At 66.7% G+C, this 21,505-nt stretch carries 20 protein-coding genes; 10 read left to right on the top strand and 10 right to left on the bottom strand.

The features are described from left to right. Window positions 1-17: 17 nt before the first annotated feature. Window positions 18-1,040 carry a non-homologous end-joining DNA ligase gene (gene ligD / locus ACP4XC_RS12005; protein ID WP_427169860.1) on the top strand — a complete coding sequence of 341 codons (1,023 nt, stop codon included), beginning with the start codon at window positions 18-20 and terminating at the stop codon, window positions 1,038-1,040. A gap of 66 nt (window positions 1,041-1,106) precedes the next feature. Here ligD and ACP4XC_RS12000 read toward each other — a convergent pair whose 3' ends face one another. Then, on the bottom strand, window positions 1,107-1,727 hold the full coding sequence (locus tag ACP4XC_RS12000) for an L-threonylcarbamoyladenylate synthase (RefSeq protein ID WP_427169857.1): 621 nt from the start codon (window positions 1,725-1,727) through the stop codon (window positions 1,107-1,109). Window positions 1,728-1,958: 231 nt separating this feature from the next. Between ACP4XC_RS12000 and ACP4XC_RS11995 the strand changes: the two genes are divergently transcribed. Continuing rightward, window positions 1,959-2,507, top strand: a complete 549-nt coding sequence (locus tag ACP4XC_RS11995; protein ID WP_427169855.1) for an NAD(P)H-dependent oxidoreductase — start codon at window positions 1,959-1,961, stop codon at window positions 2,505-2,507. Between the two features lie 48 nt (window positions 2,508-2,555). Here ACP4XC_RS11995 and ACP4XC_RS11990 read toward each other — a convergent pair whose 3' ends face one another. Genes ACP4XC_RS11990 through ACP4XC_RS11950 form a run of 9 tightly spaced genes read right to left on the bottom strand, consistent with a single transcriptional unit; the run spans window position 2,556 to window position 12,139 of the window. Further along, on the bottom strand, window positions 2,556-3,683 hold the full coding sequence (locus ACP4XC_RS11990; RefSeq protein ID WP_427169853.1) for an XdhC family protein: 1,128 nt from the start codon (window positions 3,681-3,683) through the stop codon (window positions 2,556-2,558). Between the two features lie 40 nt (window positions 3,684-3,723). After that, window positions 3,724-4,533: an SRPBCC family protein gene (locus ACP4XC_RS11985; RefSeq protein ID WP_427169851.1), complete on the bottom strand. Its 810-nt coding sequence runs from the start codon at window positions 4,531-4,533 to the stop codon at window positions 3,724-3,726. After that, window positions 4,523-5,818 (bottom strand): vWA domain-containing protein, encoded by a 1,296-nt coding sequence (locus tag ACP4XC_RS11980; RefSeq protein ID WP_427169849.1) that lies wholly within the window; start codon window positions 5,816-5,818, stop codon window positions 4,523-4,525. The genes ACP4XC_RS11985 and ACP4XC_RS11980 overlap by 11 nt, the downstream gene beginning before the upstream one ends. Beyond that, entirely contained in the window at window positions 5,811-6,776 is a 966-nt protein-coding gene (locus ACP4XC_RS11975; RefSeq protein ID WP_427169847.1) for an AAA family ATPase, read from the bottom strand. The genes ACP4XC_RS11980 and ACP4XC_RS11975 overlap by 8 nt, the downstream gene beginning before the upstream one ends. Then, window positions 6,773-7,405 carry a nucleotidyltransferase family protein gene (locus ACP4XC_RS11970; RefSeq protein ID WP_427169845.1) on the bottom strand — a complete coding sequence of 211 codons (633 nt, stop codon included), beginning with the start codon at window positions 7,403-7,405 and terminating at the stop codon, window positions 6,773-6,775. The genes ACP4XC_RS11975 and ACP4XC_RS11970 overlap by 4 nt, the downstream gene beginning before the upstream one ends. After that, entirely contained in the window at window positions 7,395-8,300 is a 906-nt protein-coding gene (locus tag ACP4XC_RS11965; RefSeq protein WP_427169843.1) for an XdhC family protein, read from the bottom strand. The genes ACP4XC_RS11970 and ACP4XC_RS11965 overlap by 11 nt, the downstream gene beginning before the upstream one ends. A gap of 1 nt (window position 8,301) precedes the next feature. Next, window positions 8,302-10,695 (bottom strand): aerobic carbon-monoxide dehydrogenase large subunit, encoded by a 2,394-nt coding sequence (locus ACP4XC_RS11960; protein ID WP_427169841.1) that lies wholly within the window; start codon window positions 10,693-10,695, stop codon window positions 8,302-8,304. Continuing rightward, window positions 10,692-11,255, bottom strand: a complete 564-nt coding sequence (locus ACP4XC_RS11955) for a (2Fe-2S)-binding protein (protein WP_427169839.1) — start codon at window positions 11,253-11,255, stop codon at window positions 10,692-10,694. Before ACP4XC_RS11955 ends, ACP4XC_RS11960 begins: the two co-directional genes overlap by 4 nt. Window positions 11,256-11,260: 5 nt before the next feature. After that, the gene (locus tag ACP4XC_RS11950; RefSeq protein WP_427169837.1) at window positions 11,261-12,139 is read right to left on the bottom strand and encodes an FAD binding domain-containing protein; all 879 of its coding nucleotides are present in this window, start codon (window positions 12,137-12,139) and stop codon (window positions 11,261-11,263) included. Between the two features lie 120 nt (window positions 12,140-12,259). Between ACP4XC_RS11950 and ACP4XC_RS11945 the strand changes: the two genes are divergently transcribed. The 8 genes from ACP4XC_RS11945 to ACP4XC_RS11910 all read left to right on the top strand — a co-directional run bounded on the left by ACP4XC_RS11945 (window position 12,260) and on the right by ACP4XC_RS11910 (window position 21,449). Further along, the gene (locus ACP4XC_RS11945) at window positions 12,260-13,240 is read left to right on the top strand and encodes a LysR family transcriptional regulator (RefSeq protein WP_427169835.1); all 981 of its coding nucleotides are present in this window, start codon (window positions 12,260-12,262) and stop codon (window positions 13,238-13,240) included. A 51-nt stretch (window positions 13,241-13,291) separates the two neighbouring features. Beyond that, on the top strand, window positions 13,292-13,780 hold the full coding sequence (locus tag ACP4XC_RS11940; RefSeq protein WP_427169834.1) for a TspO/MBR family protein: 489 nt from the start codon (window positions 13,292-13,294) through the stop codon (window positions 13,778-13,780). A gap of 146 nt (window positions 13,781-13,926) precedes the next feature. Beyond that, window positions 13,927-14,376 carry a VOC family protein gene (locus ACP4XC_RS11935; protein ID WP_427169832.1) on the top strand — a complete coding sequence of 150 codons (450 nt, stop codon included), beginning with the start codon at window positions 13,927-13,929 and terminating at the stop codon, window positions 14,374-14,376. A gap of 484 nt (window positions 14,377-14,860) precedes the next feature. Then, window positions 14,861-15,121 (top strand): hypothetical protein, encoded by a 261-nt coding sequence (locus ACP4XC_RS11930; RefSeq protein WP_427169830.1) that lies wholly within the window; start codon window positions 14,861-14,863, stop codon window positions 15,119-15,121. Next, a complete protein-coding gene (locus ACP4XC_RS11925; RefSeq protein ID WP_427169828.1) occupies window positions 15,118-17,289 on the top strand; it encodes a hypothetical protein in 2,172 nt (723 codons plus the stop codon). Before ACP4XC_RS11930 ends, ACP4XC_RS11925 begins: the two co-directional genes overlap by 4 nt. 339 nt (window positions 17,290-17,628) lie before the next feature. Continuing rightward, entirely contained in the window at window positions 17,629-19,011 is a 1,383-nt protein-coding gene (locus tag ACP4XC_RS11920; protein ID WP_427169826.1) for an MBL fold metallo-hydrolase RNA specificity domain-containing protein, read from the top strand. Beyond that, on the top strand, window positions 19,008-20,336 hold the full coding sequence (locus ACP4XC_RS11915) for an erythromycin esterase family protein (RefSeq protein ID WP_427169823.1): 1,329 nt from the start codon (window positions 19,008-19,010) through the stop codon (window positions 20,334-20,336). The genes ACP4XC_RS11920 and ACP4XC_RS11915 overlap by 4 nt, the downstream gene beginning before the upstream one ends. A gap of 243 nt (window positions 20,337-20,579) precedes the next feature. Then, complete coding sequence (locus tag ACP4XC_RS11910; RefSeq protein WP_427169821.1) at window positions 20,580-21,449, top strand: universal stress protein; 870 nt, start codon at window positions 20,580-20,582, stop codon at window positions 21,447-21,449. Window positions 21,450-21,505: the final 56 nt, after the last annotated feature.

Genomic DNA, 21,505 nt, shown 5'->3' with positions numbered 1-21,505 from the left:
AAGGGTAGGAACGTCCTATGGCCAGCGAACACACCACGCTGATTGTTAATGGGCCGCATGGCGAGCGGGAGATCCGGATCTCGAGTCCCAGCCGTGTTATGTGGCCCCGGCTTGGCCTCACCAAACTCGATCTGGCCCGCTACATTGCCGATGTGGGGGACGCCTTCGTGGCCGCCAACGGGGACAGGCCGATATCGCTCCAGCGGTTTTCCGGCGACATCGACGGAGAACAGTTCTTTTCCAAGAATCCGCCGAAAGGGGCCCCGGACTTCATCAGATCGGTGATGGTGGTCTATCCGAGCGCCCGGTCGCATCCGCAACTGGTCATCGATGAGGCAGCGGCGGCGGTGTGGGCGGTGCAGATGAACACGGTGGTGTTCCACCCCTGGCCCTCCCGGGCCGGGAATCCGGATAACCCGGACCAGCTGCGGATCGACCTGGACCCGCAGCCGGGAACAACGTTCCAGGACGCCATCCCGGCGGCCCATGAGCTGCGGAAGGTGCTAGAGGAGGCGTCCCTGACGCCGTACATCAAGACGTCCGGAAACCGGGGACTGCACATTTTTGCCCCCATCGAACCCGTCCGTGAGTTCCTGGACGTGCGCCATGCCGTGATCGCCGCCGCACGCGAGCTGGAGCGGCGGATGCCCGACAAGGTCACCACGGCGTGGTGGAAGGAGGAGCGCGGCGAGCGGGTATTTGTCGACTTCAACCAGGCCAACCGGGACCGCACCATAGCGGGGGCCTACAGCCCGCGTGCGCTGCCGAACGCAACTGTTTCCTGTCCCGTCGACTGGGAGGAACTGGACACCACAGACCCGATGGCATTCACCATCGCCACCGTTCCGGAGCGGCTGCGCACCACCGGAGATCCCTGGGCTGACATGCACGAAAAGCCGGGCAGGATAGATGACCTTCTCGGTTGGTGGGAGCGCGACGTCGAGGCCGGCCTGGGGGAACTCCCGTTCCCGCCCGACTACCCGAAGATGCCGGGCGAGCCGCCGCGGGTGCAGCCAAGCCGGGCGCGCAAAAAGAGCTGAGCCTCAACTGACCCCGGTTGTGCTCCTGCCTCCGTTCCGGCCTCGTGCTCCGGCCTCCGGGGTGGTCTATTCGAAGCGGGAGGGGTCGCCCATGCCACGCCGGACCACTTCGGCGACGCCGCTGGAGAAGTCGATGACCGTCGTCGGCTCTGCACCGCAGTCGCCGGAGTCGATGACTGCGTCCACCACGTGATCCAGGCGTTCCTTGATCTCCCAGCCCTGCGTCAGCGGCTCGTCCTCGTCCGGCAGGAGCAGGGTGCTGGACAGGAGCGGCTCGCCCAGTTCCGCCAGGATGGCCTGCACCACCGGATGATCGGGGATGCGCACGCCCACGGTCTTTTTCTTGGGGTGCAGCAGGCGCTTGGGGACTTCCTTCGTGGCGGGGAGGATAAAGGTGTAGCTGCCCGGAGTCACGGCCTTGATGCTGCGGAAGACGTCGTTGTCGATCTGCACGAACTGGCCGAGCTGCGCGAAGTCCTTGCAGACCAGAGTGAAGTGGTGCTTGCTGTCCAGGTGGCGGATCGAACGGATCCGGTCCAATGCCTCCCTGTTGCCCAGCTGCGCACCCAGGGCGTAGCAGGAATCGGTGGGGTAGGCGATCAGGCCGCCGGACCGGACAAGCTCCACCACCTGATGGATGGAGCGCTGCTGGGGGTTTTCGGGGTGCACATCGAAGAATCTGGCCATGCGATGAGCTTACGCCCGGCGGGGCCGGGCCGCCGTCGGGCCGAGGGCCGCGCCCTCCCATGAGGCGGCCGGCCCGGGGCGACGCCGTTTGTGCACAGACAGGTCTGTCTGATAACTTCGCTGCAGCCATAGACAGTTCTGTCTATGGCTGTTCGGCAGTGTCCGCCTCCGGGAGCTCAGCGCGGCGCAGCTCGGTCCTAGTTCCGATTCAGAAAGAAGCACAATCCTTCCATGACGTCACACCGTACGCTCGTCCTCGTCGCCCATCCTGATCTAGGGAGCTCGCGGATCACCGCGCATCTTGCCGAAGCAGTCAGCGGACTGGACAACATCACGGTCCGGGACCTCTCCGCCCTGTACCCGGACCGCCGCTTCGACGTGGCCCGCGAGCAGGAACTCCTGCGCGGCCACGACACCATCGTTTGGCAGTTCCCGTGGCATTGGTACTCCGTACCGGGTGTTATGAAGGAATGGATGGATCAGGTTCTTAGCTACGGATTCGCTTTCGGGGCAGGCGGGGACGCGCTGCACGGCAAGCGGCTTCAGCTGGTGCTTTCCACCGGCGGCCCCGAGTCGTCCTACGCGCCGACGGGTCACAACCGCTTCACAATGGCCGAGCTCCTGCTTCCCTTGGATGCCACCGCGCACCTTTGCGGGCTGGACATGGCCGAGCCACTGGTCCTGCACTCGGCACCGCGGGTGGAGCAGACGGAATTGGAGCGGCACGCCGCCCGGTACCGCGAGCTGCTGGCTCCAGTCGGTGCAGCCGCCGGGCAGTGAAGCCGAGCAACACGCCCGTCGTGGACCAGCCGAGGACGTTGTTTGCCATCAATGCGGCTCATCATGATGGATTCGTTCCCCCAGCAAGCCCAGCGGCTCGCCGGTTCCGCCCCATTGCAGGGCAATGATCTCGGCGGCGATCGAGACAGCCGTCTCCTCCGGCGTCCGGGCGCCCAGGTCCAGCCCGACGGGACTATGCAGCTTCGACAACTGCTCCTCGCTCAGGCCCGCCGCCTTGAGCCGCTCCATCCGGTCGTTGTGTGTCCGCCGTGAACCCATGGCGCCGATATACGCCACCGGACCGCCGCGGAGCGCGGCTGCCAGCACGGGTACGTCGAACTTTGCGTCGTGGGTCAGGACGCAAATCACGGTCCGGTCATCCACCAGCCCGCGTGCCATCTGCTCGGACAAGTAGTGATGCGGCCATGCCCGGACCACCTCCGCGGCGTCAGGGAACCTCGCCGGGGTGGCGAACACCGGACGGGCGTCACATACGGTGACGTGATATCCCAGGAATGTGCCCAGCCGGGCCAGGGCCGCGGCGAAATCGATGGCGCCGAACACCAGCATCCGCGGCCGGGGGGCGTAGCTGGCGAAGAAGACGGACATGCCGCTGTCGAGCCGCTCGCCGTCCGGTCCATAGTTGAGGACTGAGTTCCGCCCGGACGCGAGCATCCCCTGCGTATCGTCCCCGACCGCGTGGTTGGCCCGTTCCGAGCCCAGGTCGCCCGTGAAGCCGTCCGGCCTGACCACCAGGTGGCGGCCCAGCCAAGTATCGTCAGGGTGTTCAATGACGGTGGCCACGCCCACCGGCCGGGAGGCTTCGATGTCCTGACGGAGACCATCCAGCTCGGGGAAGCGTTGTTGTGAAACGGGCTCCACAAAGACTTCGATGGTGCCCCCGCAGGTCAGCCCCACGGAGAAGGCGTCGTCGTCGCTAACTCCGTAACTGACCAGCACCGGCCGGAGATCGTCCTTGACCTGGGTGGCAAGCTCATAGACGGCGCCCTCCACGCAGCCGCCCGATACCGAGCCGAACGCCTCTCCGCCGGCGGTGACCAGCATGGAGGCGCCCGGGGGCCTCGGGGCGGACCTGAAGGTGCGCACCACCGTGGCCAGTCCGGCGGTGCGTCCATGCAGCCAATCCGGCATCATGGCCGCGAGCACGTCACGCATCAGGTCTGCACCTCCTGGGACTCAACGCTTGGCCGGGCGCTCAGGGCCGGCCGGCAGGCTGGCCGCCCCGACGCAAGCCAGCCGAACGCAGCCCGGCCCGCCGGCCCAGCCGGTAGGCGCATGCGGCCACGGCCGCCAGTAGTCCCAGGAGCTTCCCAGGGTGGCTGAGCTGATCGGTGAGCATGCCCTTGGCCAGGGTGAGCGCGTTCAGGCTGGTGTCGGGAGCCGATGCCGGCACATGGCCTGCAGTGGCAGCAGGTGCCGGGGCCTGCGCTGCAGCACGCGCGGGGACGGGCAACGGCTCGCCCGAGGCCGCCACATGCGGCGGGGCGGCCCCGGCCGGAGTGGCTTCCGGGCCCGGCACCTCAACCGTGCCTCCGCCTGCCTCAGCCGTTGCGGTGGACGGCTCGGCCAGGAGGGCTTGCAGGTTGGTGGCGAACAAGCCCATCATCTGTTCGGTGACGCCGCCGATCACGCTTTTGCCCATGGCCGCTACCTTGCCGGACAAAGCCACGTCAGCACTGACGGTTCCATGGGTGGCACCTTGAGCCTCAGCCAGGCTCAGCGTCACGGTGGCCTCCGCCGTACCCTGCCCGCGCGTTTCCTGCGCCCGTCCCTGAAGGACGGCCCGGTGGGCAGCGGCGTCGCGCTCCTGCACGGTGAGTTGGCCCCGGTACTGCATGGTCACCGGACCCAGCTTCACCTTCATGCCCACCTGGTAGGCGTCCTCGGAGAGCTTGTTCAGGATCTGGGCCCCGGGAACGCATCCGGCAACCCGCTCGAAATCCATCAGCGTGTCCCAGACCGTATCAATCGGTGCCACTACGGAGAAAGTGCTGTCAATGCGCATGAGCTGTTCCCTGCCTCTCGTGTGATGTCCCGCCGGCAATACGGTCCGCGCGGACCGCCGCGGCCACTTCCGCCAGTGCCGAGTAGCTGTGGCCGCTGACAAAGGCGTCGCAGTAAGGAAGCGCGGCCGCCATCCCGCCAACCAGCGGCCGGTAGTTCACTGCCACCTTCCGGGGATTGACCCAGACAATCCGGTATGCCAGCCGCCGCAGGCGCGCCATTTGGGCCGCCACCAGCGTTGGATCGTCCTGCGCCCAGCCGTCCGAAAACACGACGACGACCGCGCCCCTCGCGAGCCCGCGCCGCCCGTGGGTATCCAGGAATATCCGCAGGCTCTCGGCGAGGCGGGTGCCGCCCGCCCAGTCGGGGGCGCTTGCGGCGGCGCGCGCCAATGCCTGGTCAGGGTCGCGTGTGGCCAACTGCCGGGTCAACCGGGTCAGCCGCGTGGAAAACACGAACGCCTCAGCGTGGGCTCCAGCCACCGCGCTCTGCAACAAGGACAGAAACACGCGGGTGTACGGTTCCATGGAGCCGGACACGTCACAGAGCAGGACCAACTGCCGGGACCGCGGGCGCCGGTGGGCGTAGAGAAGAAGGGTGGCGTCGGAACCTGTCCGCTGGGCTGCCCGGACGGTCCGGCGGATATCCAGACGGGGACTTCTGTGCGTGGACTTGCGGGTGCGGCGGCTCAGCCGTTTGGGCGTGGCGAGGACTATCTCGCGCACCAGCCGGCGCACCTGGACCACCTCGTCGGCGGTCAGCTCGGCAAAGGCGGTCTCGTGCAGGTGCTCGTCCGCCGATGCCATGGCCAGGACCGCCTCCCGCTCCGGTCCGGGTGGCCCGCCGTCGTCCTCCCTGCCCTGGACCGGGACGGGGACTGGTTGTCCGGCCTGCTGGTTTCGGTCCGGTATCCCCGTCAGGCCGGCTGCGCGGGAGGGACGGAGCCGGGCCTCCGAACCGACGGCGGGAGGCCCGGCAGTGTCGCCGCGGCTGTCGGCCGGATCCAGCAGCCCCCCGAAAATGGCGGAAAAGACGGCGTCGAACAACGGAAGCTGTTCCCGTGAGGACAGCAGCACCACCCGGCACGTCCAGTACAACCGTTCCCGGGAGGCTGGCGGAAGAAGGTGCAGCGCTTCCGCCAGCCGGGCGGCGCTGTCCGGGGAGCTCGAAAGGCCGGCACGGCGCAGGGCGGTAACGAGGGCCGCGGCCAGTGATGCGGCCTCGACGGCGGGAAACGCCGGTGCGCCGGTGGCGCCGGCGTTGATGTCACCATGATCCTCACCCATGATTCCCGCCGACCAGCCATGCCGCCCCACGGGCACCCACAAGCTCCAGGTCATCCCGGTTCTTCAGGATGGACCCCCAGGTCTTCTCCACGGTCCCGGTGTCGAGGTGGCTGACCCCCAGCACGGCGAGCGCGGAAACCCAGTCGATCGCTTCCGCGATGCCGGGAGGCTTGGCCATGTCCAGCGAGCGCAGCCGGGTGATGGCTGACGCGGCCTCAAGCGCCAGGGGACCGGCGCTGGCGGGCACCCGGCGCCGGACGATTTCGGCGATGCGCTGCGGTCCGGGGTAATCGATCCAGTGATACAGGCAGCGGCGCGTCAGGGCATCGTGAAGGTCCCGGGTCCGGTTCGACGTCAGCACCACAATGGGCGGGTGGGTTGCGCGGATGGTCCCCAGTTCGGGAATGGTGACGGCCGACTCTGCCAGCAGCTCGAACGTAAAGGCCTCGAACTCGGCGTCCGCCCGGTCAATCTCATCCAGCAGCAGCACACCAGGGCGCGGGCCCTGATGCTCGATTGCCTGCAGCAGAGGGCGCCGCAGCAGGTACTGGGGGCCGAAAAGATCTGACTCATTCAGCGCCGCGTCCCTCACCTCCGCCAGCCTGATGCCCAGCAGTTGCCGCTGGTGGTTCCATTCGTAGAGGGCCTCGCCGGCGTCGATCCCCTCGTAGCACTGGAGCCGGAACAGGGGAGTGTCCAGCACCCGGGCCAGCGCCTTGGCCGCCTCCGTCTTGCCGACCCCGGCCTCGCCCTCGAGCAGGATCGGCTGGGGCAGGCGCACCGCCAGGAACAGTGCCGTTGCCAGGCCGACATCGGCCAGGTAGTCGACGTTGTCCAGCGCAGCCATGAGGGAGGGGACGTCCGGGACCAGCCGTTGAACGTCCGCCTCCGCGCCCCTGCGTGCCGGGCCGCCCGTTTCGTGCGCCGTGGCGCGTCCGTCGTGCGCCGTGCTGCTCATATGGCCCTCCGAAGCGCGTCGAGGACGCTCTCGTAGTCCGCCTCGGTGTTGATGTCCAGCGGAACCGGGCCGGGAAGGGGCACCTCTGCCACGTCGGCCGCACGCTCGTCCAGGAGCTTCCACACAGCTTTGTCGCCGTGCAGGCCGGCCAACGCCGGCAGTGCCGCGCGGGCGAAGGCGAACGGATGGCCGATGCCGTCACTGTACCGGCAGACGGCGATCACCGCCTCACCGCGGCCGGCAAGCAGCCGCCGCACACTTTCCGGTCGGACGCCCGGCTGGTCGCCAAGCAGCAGCACCACCACATCCGTCTCTGGATGCAGCGCCGGCAGGGCCGCGGCAATGGAGGAGGAGCACCCCGCGCCGTAGTCCGCATTGACCACCACATCGCAGCCTGCGGTGTTGACGGTCTTCAGCACTTCTTCATGGGTGCCGCCCACAGCCAGCACCAGCTGGGCAAAACCGCAGCTTCTCGCGGTGGCCAGGACGGCGTCGAGCAGCACCCCGTCCCCGTATGGAAGGAGCTGCTTGGGGCGCCCCAGGCGACGGGAGCCGCCAGCGGCGAGGACGAGGCCGGCCACGCGGGTTTCGCTGGCGTTCGCCCCGGTGCCCATGGAGTCAGTGGCCACGGGCATAGCGTTCGGGGTGGTCGCGGAATGCTGCCAGGCATCCGGGGGAACAGAAATAGGTTGTGACACCGTCCCGCACCAGGTGCAGCGTGGACTCCACCGCGGCGACCGTCATGCCGCAGACCGGATCGAGGGCGCTCGCCGGTGACCCGGGGGCATCCGCCTTGTGCCGGGCTTTGGCCCGTTCAGCCACGAGCTGCGCCAAAATGGACAGTGCGATTTCGCCGGCCGTCCGTGCGCCGAGGTCCAGGCCGGCCGGACTGAACACCCGGGACCGCTGGGCGTCCTCAACCTCCAGGGACGCCAGAACGGCGGCGCCCCTCGTTTCGCTGGCCACCAGCGCCACATAGGGAACCCCGGCTCGCAGCGCGGCTTCGAGCGCGGGCTCTTCCTCCCTGCCGTGGGAGGCGACAATGACGGCGGCGTCACCCGGGCCGGGATCGGCAGACCCGCCCTCCGTCAGTTCCATCTGCAGCCCGATGACCGCGCCGAGGAACTCCAAGGCCCGCGCAACCGGGGTGGTGCCCACCACCAGCACCCGGGGTGCCGGGACCCGAGGTTCCAGGAAGATTTCGATCGCCCCGCCGCTGAGGCAGGGATTGGCGACCTCGACTGCGCCCTCCTCGTCAGTGTGGGACGGCTCGCCGGGCACAACGCGGAGCAGGACAGGCTCCTGCTGCGCCAGTGCCCGGAGGCTGTACTCCCGCACCGAGGCCTCCACGCAGTTGCCGCCCACGAAGCCTTCGATCCGGCCGTCCTGCAGGATCAGGGCGGTATCGCCGGCATGCGCGCTCGTGGGCCGTTGCGCGCGAACCACGGTGGCGCGGACGAACGGCTCCCGGCGGCTGGTCAGCTCCGTCGCCCTTGAGGCGAGGGTCTCTGTGATGGCCTGCATATCAGATCGGCGGCCGTGGCCGGCCCTGCATGGCCTCCCAGACCCGGGCGGGTGTGCAGGGCATATCCATGTGCGTGATGCCATAGGGGGTCAGTGCGTCAACCACGGCGTTCACAATGGCCGGGGGCGAGCCGACGGTGGCGGACTCGCCGATGCCTTTCGCCCCGATGGGGTGGTGCGGCGACGGCGTGACGGTGAAGCCGGTTTCCCAGTCAGGGACTTCCATGGCTGTGGGGATCAGATAGTCCATGAAGGATCCGCCCAGGCAGTTTCCCGCCTCGTCGAATTCAATGATTTCCATCAGGGCCATGCCGACGCCGTCGGTCAGGCCGCCGTGAACCTGTCCTTCGATGATCATCGGGTTGATGCGCGTTCCGCAGTCATCCACCGCGATGAAGCGGCGCACCTTGACGCGCGCGGTGCCGGGGTCGATGTCCACCACGCAGATGTAGGCACCGAAGGGGAAGGTGAGGTTGGGCGGGTCGTATGTGACCTCGGCGTCGAGGTTGCCGTCGATTCCCTCCGGCAGCGTCATGGTGCCATGGGCAGCCATGGCGATCTCCTCGATGGTCTTTCCAACGCTGGGATCGCCCTTGACGAACCAGCGGCCCTTTTCCCATTCCAGGTCTTCGGGCCGCGTCTCAAGCATCGCGGCGGCGATGAACTTCGCCTTTTCCCTGACCTTGCGTGCCACCAGGGCAACGGCGCCGCCGCTGACGGGCGTCGACCGGCTCCCGTACGTGCCCAGGCCAAACGGGGTCTGATCCGTGTCGCCGTGGACCACGTCGATGTTCTCCGGCGGGATGCCGAGCTCCTCTGCAACGATCTGGGCGAACGTCGTCTCGTGGCCCTGGCCCTGGCTCTGCACCGAAAGCCGCACCACGGCCTTGCCGGTGGGGTGGACACGCAGCTCGGCGCCGTCGGCCATGCCCAGGCCCACGATGTCAAAGTGCTTGCGCGGTCCGGCGCCCACCACCTCGGTGAAGAAGGAGACGCCGATGCCCATCAGTTCTCCGCGTTCGCGCTTTTCGGCCTGCTCGCGCCGGAGGTCCTCGTAGCCCGCGATTTCCATGGACAGCCGCATGGCGGCCTCGTAGTTGCCCGAGTCGTAGACCCAGCCCGTCTTGTTGGCATAGGGGAACTGCTCGGGCTTGATGAAGTTCTTGAGCCGGAGTTCCACCGGATCCATGTCCAGTTTCCGGGCCAGGATGTCCACCATCCGCTCCACGAGGTAGACGGCCTCGGTGACGCGGAACGAGCAGGCGTACGCAACGCCGCCGGGTGCCTTGTTTGTGTAGACGCCCCTGACCTTGCAGTGGGCGGCCTGAAGGTCGTAACTGCCGGTGAAGATGGAAAAGAAGCCGGCCGGGTTCTTGGTGGGCTGGGCGGTGGTGTTGAACGCGCCGTGATCGGCCAGCACGCTGGTCCGCAGCGCAAGGATCTTGCCTTCCTTGGTGGCCGCGATTTCCCCCTGCATGATGTAGTCACGCGCGAACGACGTCGACATCAGGTTCTCCGAACGGTCCTCCACCCACTTCACCGGACGGCCGGTGACAATGGAGCCGACGACGGCGAGGATGTAGCCGGGATAGATGCCCACCTTGTTGCCGAAGCCCCCGCCGATGTCCGGGGAAACGATCCGGATCTTGTGTTCGGGGATTCCGGCAACGATGGCGAACAGCGTCCGGTGGGCGTGCGGCGCCTGGGTGGTCTCGTACAGCGTGAGCTTGCCGTTGACGGCGTCGAAGTCCGCCACGGCGCCGCAGGTCTCCATGGGCGCCGGATGCACCCGGGGGTATACCATTTCCTGGGAGACCACCACATCGGCGGCCGCGAACACGGCCTCGGTCTCCGCCGCATCACCCATTTCCCAGTCGAAAATCCGGTTGTCAGTCCGGCCCTCGATGTCATCGCGGATTACCGGGGCGTCCGGGTCCAGTGCATGCCGCGCGTCCACCACGGGTGGAAGCACGTCGTATTCGACGTCGATCAGTTCCAGGGCATCCCGTGCCGCATAGCGGTCCTCCGCCACGACGAATGCCACTTCCTGTCCCTGGAACCGCACCTTGTCTGTGACCAGCACCGCCTGGACATCGGCGGAAAGCGTGGGCGCCCAGGCCAGCTTCAGCCCCACCAGGTCCTTTCCGGTGATGACGGCCAGCACCTTGGGGTGGGCCAGCGCGTTGGTGGTGTCGATGGACACCAGCCGGGCATGCGCCACGGGTGCACGAAGGATGGCGCCGTGGAGCATGCCCGGCAGCACAATGTCGTCGACGTAATGTCCCTTGCCCCGGACGAAGCGGGGGTCTTCCTTCCGCTGGATCCGGCCGTAGCCGATCGGGCGGTCAGCGTCGCCGGCCGCCGGGTTGCCGGGCCGTTCATGGATGACAGTCATGCCCTCACCTCTGAGTTGTCGGTTTCGGCATCGGTGACGTCCGGGAGCACGGTGTCCGTGCCGTCGAGGACCTCATCCGGGGCCGTGTCCTCCGCGCCCCCCTGGGGGTGCGCCGCGGCCCATTGGACCGAGCGGACGATCGTGGCGTACCCGGTGCACCGGCAAATCTGCCCGGAGATGGCCTCCCGGATCTCGGTTTCGTCCGGATGCGGATTGCGGTCCAGTAATGCCCGGGCCGTCAGCATCATGCCCGGGGTGCAGAACCCGCACTGCAGTCCGTGTTCCTCCATAAAGCCCTGCTGCACGGGATCGAGGGTGCCCCCGCTGGCCAGTCCCTCCACGGTGCGGATATCGTGCCCGCCCGCCATCGCGGCAAGCACGGTGCACGATTTCACCGGCTGGCCGTCCATCAGCACAACGCACGTCCCGCAATTGGTGGTGTCGCACCCCCAGTGGGTGCCGGTCAGTCCAAGGACCTCGCGGAGGTAATGGACCAGCAGCACGCGCGGTTCAATCTCGCTGGTGACGTCGTTTCCGTTCACGGTCATACTGACCTGCATGGACTTCAGCCTTCCTGTGTCTGGGCAGCCCGGGCGCACGCCCGCCGCAGCACCCTGCGTGTGAGCTCGTCGGCCAGATGCCGCTTGTAGTCGATGGGACCGCGCTGGTCCGCCACCGGATCGGAGGCCGCGGCGGCAAGCCTGCCGGCTTCCTGGAAGAGCTCCTCGCGGGGTTGCTCTCCCCGCAGCACGGCCTCCGCCTCCGCCACAATATGGTCCAGGCCGAGGGCGGTGAGCCCGATGGACGCCGCGTCGATGCTGCCGTCCTCTGCGAGGGAGACTGCCGCCCCGGCGGCCCCCACCGCCCAGTCGCCCACCCGACGCTCCACCTTTTCGTAGGCGCTGCCCGAGCGCGGCCGGATGGGAAAACGGAGTTCGCACAACAACTCGTCCTGGGCCACGGCCGTCTCATAGGGCCCGCGGTGGAATTCGCTCATGGGGATGCTCCGCTCGCCTGTGGCGCCGCGGATCACAGCCACCGCCCGCAGGACGTCGCAGACCGTTGAGAGGTCTTCGGCCGGGTCCGCCTGGCAGAGCGAACCGCCAATCGTCCCGCGGTTGCGGACCACCGGATCCGCGATGACCCGTTCGGCATCGGTCACGATCGGAAAGAGCCGGGCGACCTCCGCCGATTCCAGGAGTGCCGTATGGCGCGTCAATGCCCCGACACGCAACTGGTCCCCGTCGCGGAGGATGAAATCGAGTTCAAAGAGGTCGTTGATGTCGACCAGGCACTCGGGCCTGGCCAGGCGCAGCTTCATCATCGGCAGCAGGCTGTGGCCGCCGGCAACCACACGGGATTCCGTCCCATGCCGTGCTAAAAGGTCAAGAGCATCGTCGATTGTGCTGGCCCGCACATAGTCGAATGGAGCCGGAATCTGCATAGCACCCACCTCACTCCCAGGGCGCTGTCGACGTTGATCAGCGCTGGTTTGAGGCCAGTCTTGCCCCGCCGTAAACGAGGTGTCAATATCGTCATAAGCGAAAGGTTATGAGCGGTGTCGATGACTCTCAGCCAGCTTCGGACGTTCGCGCTGGCGGCAAGGTTGGGCTCACTCCACGCGGCCGCGACGGTCCTTGGCGTCAGCGAACCAGCGGTTTCCGCGGCGCTTGCCGCGCTCCGGCAGGACCTCGGAGATCCGCTCTTCACCCGCGTCGCCGGCGGCATTTCCCTGACGCCGGGGGGCCACGCGCTGGCCCAATATGCCCAGGACATTGTCGGACTCGCGGACCAGGCACGCTGGGAGGTCTCCCACGCAAAGACTGACACCGGGCTCCTGAAGATCGCAGCCACCGCCCCGTTTGCCGAGCACGCCGCGGGCCGGCTGCTGGACCTCTTCACCAAACGCGTCCCGGGGGCGTCAGTGGACGTCGTCGTCGAGTCTGCGGAGGATCTCGCCTCCCTGCTTCTGGAGCGCGCGTACGACATAGCCCTGGGCGCCCGTCCGCCGGGACCTCCCGGCACCACCGGCCCCGACGTCCGTTTGGATTCCGTTCCGTTCCTGCGCTACCAGCGCGTCTTCGTGGCGGCCGCGGGATATCCGTTGAACCGGCGGCCGACGCCTGTTCCGCCGGCCCAGTTGCTGGGAAGGCCGTGGTTCGCGGGTCCGGCCGGAATCCAGGCGGGCACCGAAGAGGGCCGTTGGCTGGCCTCGATGGGTATCGCGCCTGACATCATCCGGCTCAGCAGCGAGACCGAAGCCCTCGCGGCGGTGAGGGCGGGGGAGGGAATCATGCTCGCGATGGGCCACATTGTCCGGGCTGAAATCCAGAGCGGTGCCCTGGTCCGCCTTCCCGTCGTCGGCACCCCTATCCCGGGCCTCTGGTGGGCGAGCACACTGGACAACGGAAGGACAACCACCATGGCGCGGACTTTGCAACGGTTTATCACCACGGCGGATGCCACCGCCGCAATGATGGCTCCAGGCGGCTCGCGCGGCCTGGAGCGGCGGGGTTCGAAAGTACACGTGGCGCTCTGGAGCTAAGCCGCCAGCCACCGACAGCCGACCCGGGAATGAGAAGAAGAAGGAGCCACGATGAAAGTAGGAACGCTTGTTGCGACGGCGGCAGCAACCACCGCGACCGCTGTTCTCGGGGGGCTCGCGACTGATCCAGGCAGCCGGTGGTACCGCAGGCTCAAAAAGCCGGAGTGGCAGCCTCCCGCCGTCGCCTTTCCGGTGGTGTGGACGGCGCTGTATGCGGACATCGCGGTCAGTTCCGCGGCTGCGCTGGACGGAGTACCGGAGGAGGACTGGCCGGAAGGGCAGGTTGCTTACCGGCGGGCACTGGCCATCAATCTGGCCCTTAACGCTGCCTGGAGCTGGCTGTTCTGGCGGACCAGGCGGCCTTGGCTGGCGGCGGCGGAAAGTGCTGTCCTGACAGCAAGCAGCGCGGCGCTTGTCCGCCGTACCTTCGGCATCAACCGCGCGGCAGGAGCGGCGCTGGCGCCTTACGCGCTGTGGTGCGCGTTCGCCACCGTGCTCTCCGCGGCCATCGCCAAGGCCAATCCCCGCAGCGGCGGCTAGCGGCCGCTCCTGGGTCCGCCGGGCAGCGAGCCCTCTGCCCTATGCAGGCACGAGGTAGTGGGGCACCATGTGTAATGTCCTGAGCCGGCGCGGCCGCTGGCTCGAAAGGTGGTCCGGAACGGACCTGAAAGGGAGGACCTTCGAGCATGACAACCACACTCAACCCCTATCTGGGCTTTCGCGACAACGCCCGGGAAGCAATGACGTTCTACCAATCGGTTTTCGGCGGCGAGTTGACGCTCAGCACCTTCGACCAGTTTCAAGCCAGCGAGGATCCGGCCGAGAAGGACAAAATCATGCACGGAATGCTCACCACTGAAACCGGCATGGTGCTGATGGGAGCCGATACTCCCAACAGCATGAGCTTCACCCCGGGAGATACCTTTTCGGTGTCGCTCAGCGGCGACGACGAGACCGAACTGCGCCGCTACTGGGACCAGCTCTCAGGCGGCGGAACCGTTACAGTTCCCATGGAGCGGGCGCCGTGGGGCGACATCTTTGGCATGTGCACCGACAAATTTGGCGTTGCCTGGCTTGTGAATATTGCCACTGGTCGCCATGATTCGGACGACCGGACGGTTCCCGGGCAACAATAGCGCTACGGATGTGGCGGGAAGGGGCTTCCCTCGGGACCCCTTCCCGCGGTGTGCCTGCAGAAAAGGGTTCCCGCAGGTGTTGATGCACAAACGGTTTAGTAATCCGGGTATGCCCACCCCACGTGTAATGCAATTCGGTTCAAATTAATCGAAACAAAATCAGGTTTCGCATGTTTCTGGCCGGATGAACTCTGCTAATGTCCCCATTGTCTGCAGTCCTTTCCACGCCATTAAATGCGCCGGGAAGAGGACTGGTCATAGCAATGGAGGAATAATGCAGAACTGGGCACCGCTTATTGGGGGCTGCGCGGCGGGTCTGCTCGCCCTGGTCGCCTGTAGCCCGCCGTCGGGGAATCCGCCGTCGGCAACGCAGGCAACAACTGAACCAACATCATCCGTTTCATCCGCGCCAGCTTCTTCCACGCCGGCGCAGTCATCACCTGGCCTGGCGTCGACGTCGGGATCTCCCACCGCTCCAGCGGCGGTGGCCAACGAGGCCCTCAGCGACGTGGTGTGCCAGCCGGACGGCAACGGGGTCTGGTCCTTTTCCGGCACCCTGACCAACAGCGGCTCAGCCGACGTCAAGTACACCGTGGCCGTGGCCGTGGGCACCACCAGCAGCGTCGCGGGCCACGCCATGATTGAGCAGGTTGTTGCGGCCGGCGCCAAGGCCGCGGTCCACGCCGACGCTTTCGCCAGTAATGTCCCCGCGGGCGCTAAGTGCGAGGCGGTGGTTTCCAAATGAACCTGAAACGCACATCCCGCGCCTGCAAATCAGGCATCGAACGCGCTGTTGCCGGGGCTGCGTTGTCGGCACTCGTACTCGTGGGCATTGCGCCCGTACCGGCGCTGGCCGCATCCGTTGCGGCCACGTCGCCATCGACGCCCCCGTCGGCGCCAGCGGCCACAGCGTCGCCGGACCCCACGGCCGCTGCTCCGGCAACGGAGCCAACGACCGGTCCAACCGCGACTTCCACCACGGCGCCAGCCACGACCGCGCCAGCGACATCTGAGACGGCCCCGGCCGCGACTGAAGGAACCACGCCGGCCCCCGTCACGTCTTCCGCGACCCCTGCCGCCACGGCACCTTCGTCCCAGTCCGGCATCCAGGCCGATATCCCGGCACCGGGCACGTACACTCCTTTCGGCGCCATAGGCGCCAAATGGACCCAGTTGGGCGGTGCCGTCGGCCCGTTGGGCGAGCCCACATCGAACGAAGCGTGCGATGCGGCGGGTCTGTGCGTTGAGACTTTTACCAGCGGAAACATCTACTACACGCCGACGACGGGCGCGCATCCGGTCCTTTTCGGCTCCGGGAAAACAGGACCGCAATGGAATGAATCCGGGGCCCTGCCAGCCAACGGATACCCGGTAACGGACGAGAACTGTGACGCCTCCGGGTGCTTCCAGAGCTTCTCCGGCGGGATGGACATCACTTGGACATCCGCCGGCGGTTTCGTCCGGACGCACGGTGCCATAGGGGGTGCGGTCTTCCGGTTGTACGGCGGCTACGCCGGAACCGGCTACCCCACTACCCCTGAGGTATGCGATTTGCCAGCCAACGGCTGCGCCCAGGAATTCGGAAGCCTCCGGATCATGTGGTCCGCGGCGTCCGGCGCCTACGGCGTGTGGGGCCCCGGAGCCATCGGCGCGCGGTATGCCGCCAATGGCTCGGAAGCGGGCCGTCTGGGGTTCCCGTTGTCGAAGGAAATCTGCGGCCTCAAGGCCGGTGGCTGCTACCAGCTCTACCAGGGCGGAGCCATCATATGGTCGGCCGGGACCGGCGCGCGGGTGAGCCTGGGCGCCATCCGGTCCGAATGGGCCAGCCGCGGCTTTGAAAACGGAGGGCTGGGTTACCCGGTTTCCGAGGAACAATGCGATCTGCCTGGTTCCGGCTGCCAGCAGCTGTACCAGGGGGGCGCCATCTACTGGTCGTCCAAGACCGGTGCCCACGCCACCAACGGGGCCATTAAGGGACGCTTCGACGGGCAGGGCGGCGTTGGCGGCTACCTCGCGTATCCGTTGGAGGACGAGGTTTGCGGGCAGCCGAATGGAGGCTGCTACCAGTGGTTCCAGGGCGGACTGATTTTCTGGTCCCCGTTGACGGGGGCGCAGCCCATCCGCGGCGGAATGAAGTCCAAGTACGAGTCCATGGGCTGGCACTTGAGTTACCTGGGGTATCCGGCCATGCCGGAAACCTGCGTGGGCGGCGAGTGCGTCCAGGCATTCCAGGGCGGGTACCTGACGTGGACCTCTGCTGCCTCTAACGATTACCGCCACACCGAGTGCACCACCCTGAACGACGGCCGGGTCAAGTACACCACCGGAGACGCCAAGCGCGTGACGCTGACAATTGCCGCCGATTACGGGCAGTCGTATGCCACCGTGGCTTACTGCAAAAGGGTGGCGGGCACCTACGTGACCGACTGGCGGACAGATGGCCGGGTTGGCGCGAGCGGTTTCAAACCGCCGGGCGTCCCCTCCGGACCCACCCGGTACAACTACTCGCCCACAGGCTCGTTCTCGGTGACCGAAGCCTTCGGGCTGGGCAATCCGGGCACGGCACTGCCGTACCGGACCCTAAACCCGAATTCCCGCTGGGGCGGAAATCCCTGGACTGACACGTACAACAAGTATTTTGAGTCGACCTCGTGGGTGGGCTATGACGAGAACATGTGGTATTTCGCCACGGGCGGTTCTCACGACTACCGTCAAGGGGCGGTTATTAACTACAACCGGCCCCCGGATTCGGAAATTGTCCAGGACGCGGGCTTCGCCATTTTCCTGCACGAGCACAAGGTTCCCACCGCTGGTTGCATTTCCCTTGACGACTGGGCCGTGGAGGACTTCCTCCGCAAATCCACCCCGGGTGACCGGATTATCATGGGGGTTGCCCGGGACATCTTCCGGTAGGCCGGAACGCAGTGCGGCGCGGTCAGCTTAACAAATGAAGCGCCTCACAAATGAATGATTGACACAGTTTCTGCTTGGTAAAGGAACCGTCGGAATTTTCGGAAACCCGGGAATTCCGGCGGTTCCTTTTGTGCAGGTTCACCGGCCGCGGGGGAGCAGCGATCCTTGGCCGGGAATGGCGCTCCCCAGGCAGCTGTGACTTTCGGCCCTAGGGGCGTCGCCGTAACAAGCGGAAGCTTGACTTACATCGCGCATGCGCCATTTAGCGCGTTGCCGTTCATGCACCCGCCGTGGCCCTGGCACAGCCCGCTGCCGGACGGTGACGGGAACGGGAGCAGTATGAAGCACCAGCCGCCTCGTCTCCGCTTCCTCGGTGCCACTGACAGCGTGACCGGTTCCCGGTACCTGGTGGAAGCCGGAGGCAAGCGGATCCTCGTGGATTGCGGGCTGTTCCAGGGTTACAAGATCCTCCGGGACCGAAACCGGATCCCGTTCCCTGTTCCGCCGCGTTCCATTGACGCGGTGATCCTCACACACGCGCATGTGGACCACACGGGGTATGTGCCGGCCCTGGTCCGGGACGGATTCGGCGGCCCGGTCTATGCCACAGACGGAACCACGGAGCTCTGCACGCTCCTGCTCCCGGACTGCGGTCACTTGCAGGAAGAGGAAGCGAAGTATGCCCACGACCACGGCTCCTCCAGTCACCGTCCCCCTGTTCCGCTCTACACCGCCGCGGACGCCGTCAAGTCCCTTGACCATTTCAAGGCCAGGGAATTCGAGGCGCCCATGGATCTTGGCGGCGATATTCACGCCACGTTCGTTCCAGCGGGCCACATCCTGGGCGCTTCGCAGATTGTTCTCACGGTGGGCGGCCACACGGTGCACTTCACCGGCGATCTGGGCCGCAAGGACGATCCGTTGATGTATCCGCCCAAAGACCTGGGTGCCGTCGAGGTCCTGGTGACCGAGTCCACCTACGGCAACCGGAACCACCCGGAGCTGGATCCTGCCACGCAACTGGCGGAGATCATTAGCCGGGTAGCAAAAAAAGGCGGGGTGATCATGATCGCTGCATTCGCCGTCGGACGGGCCGAAACGCTCATGCTGCACCTCTCGCGCCTCCGCAGCAGGAACGCGATCCCGGATATCCCGGTGTATCTGAACAGCCCCATGGCCATCGACGCCTCGGGAATGTATCAGCGCCACCCCGACGAACACAGGCTCAAACCGCGGGAGTACCAGGACATGTACAAACTGGCCAAGCTCACCCGGACCGTGGACGAGTCGAAGCTGTTGAACCTGCGCGGCGGCCCGATGATCATCATCTCTGCCAGCGGCATGCTCACAGGGGGCCGCATCCTGCACCACATCGCCGCCTACGGACCCGATCCCAAGAACGCGATTATCCTTAGTGGCTACCAGGCCGGCGGAACCCGCGGCGCCTCCCTCGCGTCAGGCCAACGCCAGCTGCGAATCTATGGGGAAGACGTCCGGATCCGCGCCGAGGTCATCCAGATGGAGAGTCTCTCGGCGCACGCCGACTCAGACGGACTCATCGAGTGGATGCGGGCCGCCGAGGCTGAACCCCGGATGACCTACATCACCCACGGCGAGCCGGAATCCTCCGATGCCCTGCGAATCCGCATCAAAAGGGAACTCGGTTGGCGGGCGCGGGTGCCCGAACATCTTGAAGCCATCTCCCTGGAGGATCCACGATGACCAATGGAAACCGCGCCATACTGGGCATGCTGGACGAAATCCGCGTCCTCGCCCGCCCCTTGAACGGACTCCGCGACCTTGACGCACTGGTCCACCGGGCCGGCGCCGGCCGCTTTGTGGCCATAGGGGAGGCCTCGCACGGTACTCACGAGTACTACACGATGCGGGCCAGGCTCACCGTGCGGTTGATTGAAGAGCAGGCCTTCACCTGGATCGGGGTCGAGGGGGACTGGCCGGACTGCTGGCGGATCAACCGCTGGGTCCGGGGACAGAGCGGCCTGGACACCGGGGTCCATGCCATGCTGGCCGGATTCGAGCGATGGCCCACGTGGATGTGGGCGAACGAGGAAGTGGCCGGCTTCCTCGACTGGCTGCGCGGGTGGAACCTTGAGCGGCCCATGGCAGAGCGGGTGGGCTTCTACGGCCTGGACGTGTACTCCCTGTGGGATTCGCTCCGGGAGATCATCGGCTGGCTTGAGGAAAACGTGCCCGACGCCGTGCCCGCGGCCATGCGGGCGTGGCAGTGTTTCCTTCCCCACCACGAGGACCCGCATGAATACGCCTGGAGCACCCGGCTCGTTCCCCAGTCATGCGAGGCGGACGTCGTGGCACTGCTGACCGAGGTGCGAGGCAGGGCGCTGACGGCCGGCGAGCGCAAGAGCGAGGACAACGATGAGGCCTTCGACGCCGTGCAGAACGCCCTGGTTGCCGCCAACGCCGAACACTATTACCGCATCATGGTCCGGGGAAACCGGGAGTCATGGAACATCAGGGACCAGCACATGGCAGAGACCGTGGACCGGCTCAGCCGCCACCTTGGCCCCTCCTCGAAGGGCATCATCTGGGAACACAACACTCATGTGGGTGATGCCCGCGCCACCGACATGGCCCGGGACGGCCTGCTCAACGTCGGCCAGCTGCTCCGCGAACGACACGGAGCGGAGGGCGTGACCCTGGTGGGCTTCGCGTCGCACCGCGGTACGGTGATTGCCGCGGACGCCTGGGGCTCGCCGGAACGCGTACTTCCCGTGCCCGAGGCCCGGATGGGCAGCCATGAGGACCTTCTCCACCGCGCCCTCGGGGAACCCGCGGTCCTGATATTCAGCGGCGACAAGTCCGGGCCCTGGCTCTCCGCGTGGCTGGGGCACCGGGCCATAGGGGTGGTGTACCGGCCCGCGCGCGAGCATGGAAATTACGTTCCCACCCGCATGGGCGGACGCTACGATGCCCTCATCTGGCTTGAGCAGACCTCCGCGCTGCGGCCGCTGCATCATGAAAAGCCCCCGCGCGAGCCGGAGTTCGAGACGGAACCCACCGGGTTCTAGGGAGTCTGGCCCCCGGAGCCGCGCGCCTGAGGCGGGCCGGCGCGCCCCGGCCGCTCGGGGCCTGGACGGCGGCCGCGTGTCCGAAAGGGCCCGCCCGTGCCCCGCCCAGCTGACGGCGTTGGCTGTCAGTGAGGGGCTTAAGGCCCTAACCGCTGTGTTGGCCGCCGGAGCAGACTGAAGGTGTCAGCGGTCCCTTTGGCATGCTGATCCCGAATAACGCGATGGAGAAGAGCAGGTTTCAGAATGAACAAACCAATCGTCGTCGGTATTAATGGGTCGGCGGGCAGCGAGGCCGCAATGGCCTGGTCACTTCAGCGCGCAGCCCGGCACAAACTTCCCATCATTGCAGTGCACGCGGTGGATGACCGCTGGATGTCCCCGGACTTTCAGTATCACGAGCTCATCCGCGAATCGGGCATGCAGCTGCTTCAGCAGGTCAAGGAGGACGCCGCGAAGAAGGAGCCCGACGTCGAGGTCGACATCCAGCTCCGCCACGGCAGCGCCGGAGCCGCGCTTAAGGACATGTCCAAAGATGCGTCCATGGTGGTCATTGGATCGCACAACCGCCACTGGGCCGACGGCGGTCCCATGACGGACCGGGCACTGCAGATTGTCACTGTATCGGACAGTCCGGTGGCGGTCATTCCACAGGAATCGGGCACGGACAGCCGCGGCGTTGTGGTGGGCGTGGACGGCTCCGAAGAGTCCCTCCAGGCGGTGGCTTTCGCCGCCGCCGAGGCCGACCGGGCCGGAGACGAACTGACGGCCGTGCTGGCATTCCGCCGTCCGGCCCGCTGGGTCCAGGGTGGTATGCCCTCGAGCGGACTGGCCGCGGTCATCGACGAGGAGGACCGGATCGTCCTCTCCGAATCCGTGGCCGGCCTGGGGGATAAGTACCCGGACCTCGTGGTCCATCAACGGCTCGAAAAGGACATGGATCCGGCCAAGGCGCTCGTGGACGCCGCTGCCAACGCCCGGATGCTTGTCATTGGCAGCCGTGGGCGCGGTGCCTTCAGCCGGCTGGTGCTGGGATCCACGGCGCATGCTGTCCTTATGCGGGTGCCGTGCCCCACCGTAGTCACCCGGCTGCACAAGGTTTCACACGAAGAGTAGCCCCGCACCCGGGAACGGCGTGAACGGCAGGGAAGGAACGCCCCCTCATATGAGGG

The sequence above is a fragment of the Arthrobacter sp. 92 genome (assembly GCF_050260325.1).
Lineage (GTDB): Bacteria > Actinomycetota > Actinomycetes > Actinomycetales > Micrococcaceae > Arthrobacter.
The sequence above is the reverse complement of the archived record's forward strand: the minus strand, read 5'-3'. Positions and strand labels throughout refer to the sequence as shown.

Coding starts and splice junctions, on each gene's coding strand:
- ACP4XC_RS11920 (WP_427169826.1), top strand. CDS start 17,629: ATGAAGCACCAGCCGCCTCGTCTCCGCTTCCTCGGTGCCACTGACAGC.
- ACP4XC_RS11925 (WP_427169828.1), top strand. CDS start 15,118: ATGAACCTGAAACGCACATCCCGCGCCTGCAAATCAGGCATCGAACGC.
- ACP4XC_RS12000 (WP_427169857.1), bottom strand. CDS start 1,727: ATGGCCAGATTCTTCGATGTGCACCCCGAAAACCCCCAGCAGCGCTCC.
- ACP4XC_RS11960 (WP_427169841.1), bottom strand. CDS start 10,695: ATGACTGTCATCCATGAACGGCCCGGCAACCCGGCGGCCGGCGACGCT.
- ACP4XC_RS11990 (WP_427169853.1), bottom strand. CDS start 3,683: ATGCGTGACGTGCTCGCGGCCATGATGCCGGATTGGCTGCATGGACGC.
- ACP4XC_RS11910 (WP_427169821.1), top strand. CDS start 20,580: ATGAACAAACCAATCGTCGTCGGTATTAATGGGTCGGCGGGCAGCGAG.
- ACP4XC_RS11965 (WP_427169843.1), bottom strand. CDS start 8,300: ATGCAGGCCATCACAGAGACCCTCGCCTCAAGGGCGACGGAGCTGACC.
- ACP4XC_RS11955 (WP_427169839.1), bottom strand. CDS start 11,255: ATGCAGGTCAGTATGACCGTGAACGGAAACGACGTCACCAGCGAGATT.
- ACP4XC_RS11980 (WP_427169849.1), bottom strand. CDS start 5,818: ATGGGTGAGGATCATGGTGACATCAACGCCGGCGCCACCGGCGCACCG.
- ACP4XC_RS11940 (WP_427169834.1), top strand. CDS start 13,292: ATGAAAGTAGGAACGCTTGTTGCGACGGCGGCAGCAACCACCGCGACC.
- ACP4XC_RS11945 (WP_427169835.1), top strand. CDS start 12,260: ATGACTCTCAGCCAGCTTCGGACGTTCGCGCTGGCGGCAAGGTTGGGC.
- ACP4XC_RS11950 (WP_427169837.1), bottom strand. CDS start 12,139: ATGCAGATTCCGGCTCCATTCGACTATGTGCGGGCCAGCACAATCGAC.
- ACP4XC_RS11915 (WP_427169823.1), top strand. CDS start 19,008: ATGACCAATGGAAACCGCGCCATACTGGGCATGCTGGACGAAATCCGC.
- ACP4XC_RS11975 (WP_427169847.1), bottom strand. CDS start 6,776: ATGAGCAGCACGGCGCACGACGGACGCGCCACGGCGCACGAAACGGGC.
- ACP4XC_RS11985 (WP_427169851.1), bottom strand. CDS start 4,533: ATGCGCATTGACAGCACTTTCTCCGTAGTGGCACCGATTGATACGGTC.
- ACP4XC_RS11935 (WP_427169832.1), top strand. CDS start 13,927: ATGACAACCACACTCAACCCCTATCTGGGCTTTCGCGACAACGCCCGG.
- ACP4XC_RS11995 (WP_427169855.1), top strand. CDS start 1,959: ATGACGTCACACCGTACGCTCGTCCTCGTCGCCCATCCTGATCTAGGG.
- ligD (WP_427169860.1), top strand. CDS start 18: ATGGCCAGCGAACACACCACGCTGATTGTTAATGGGCCGCATGGCGAG.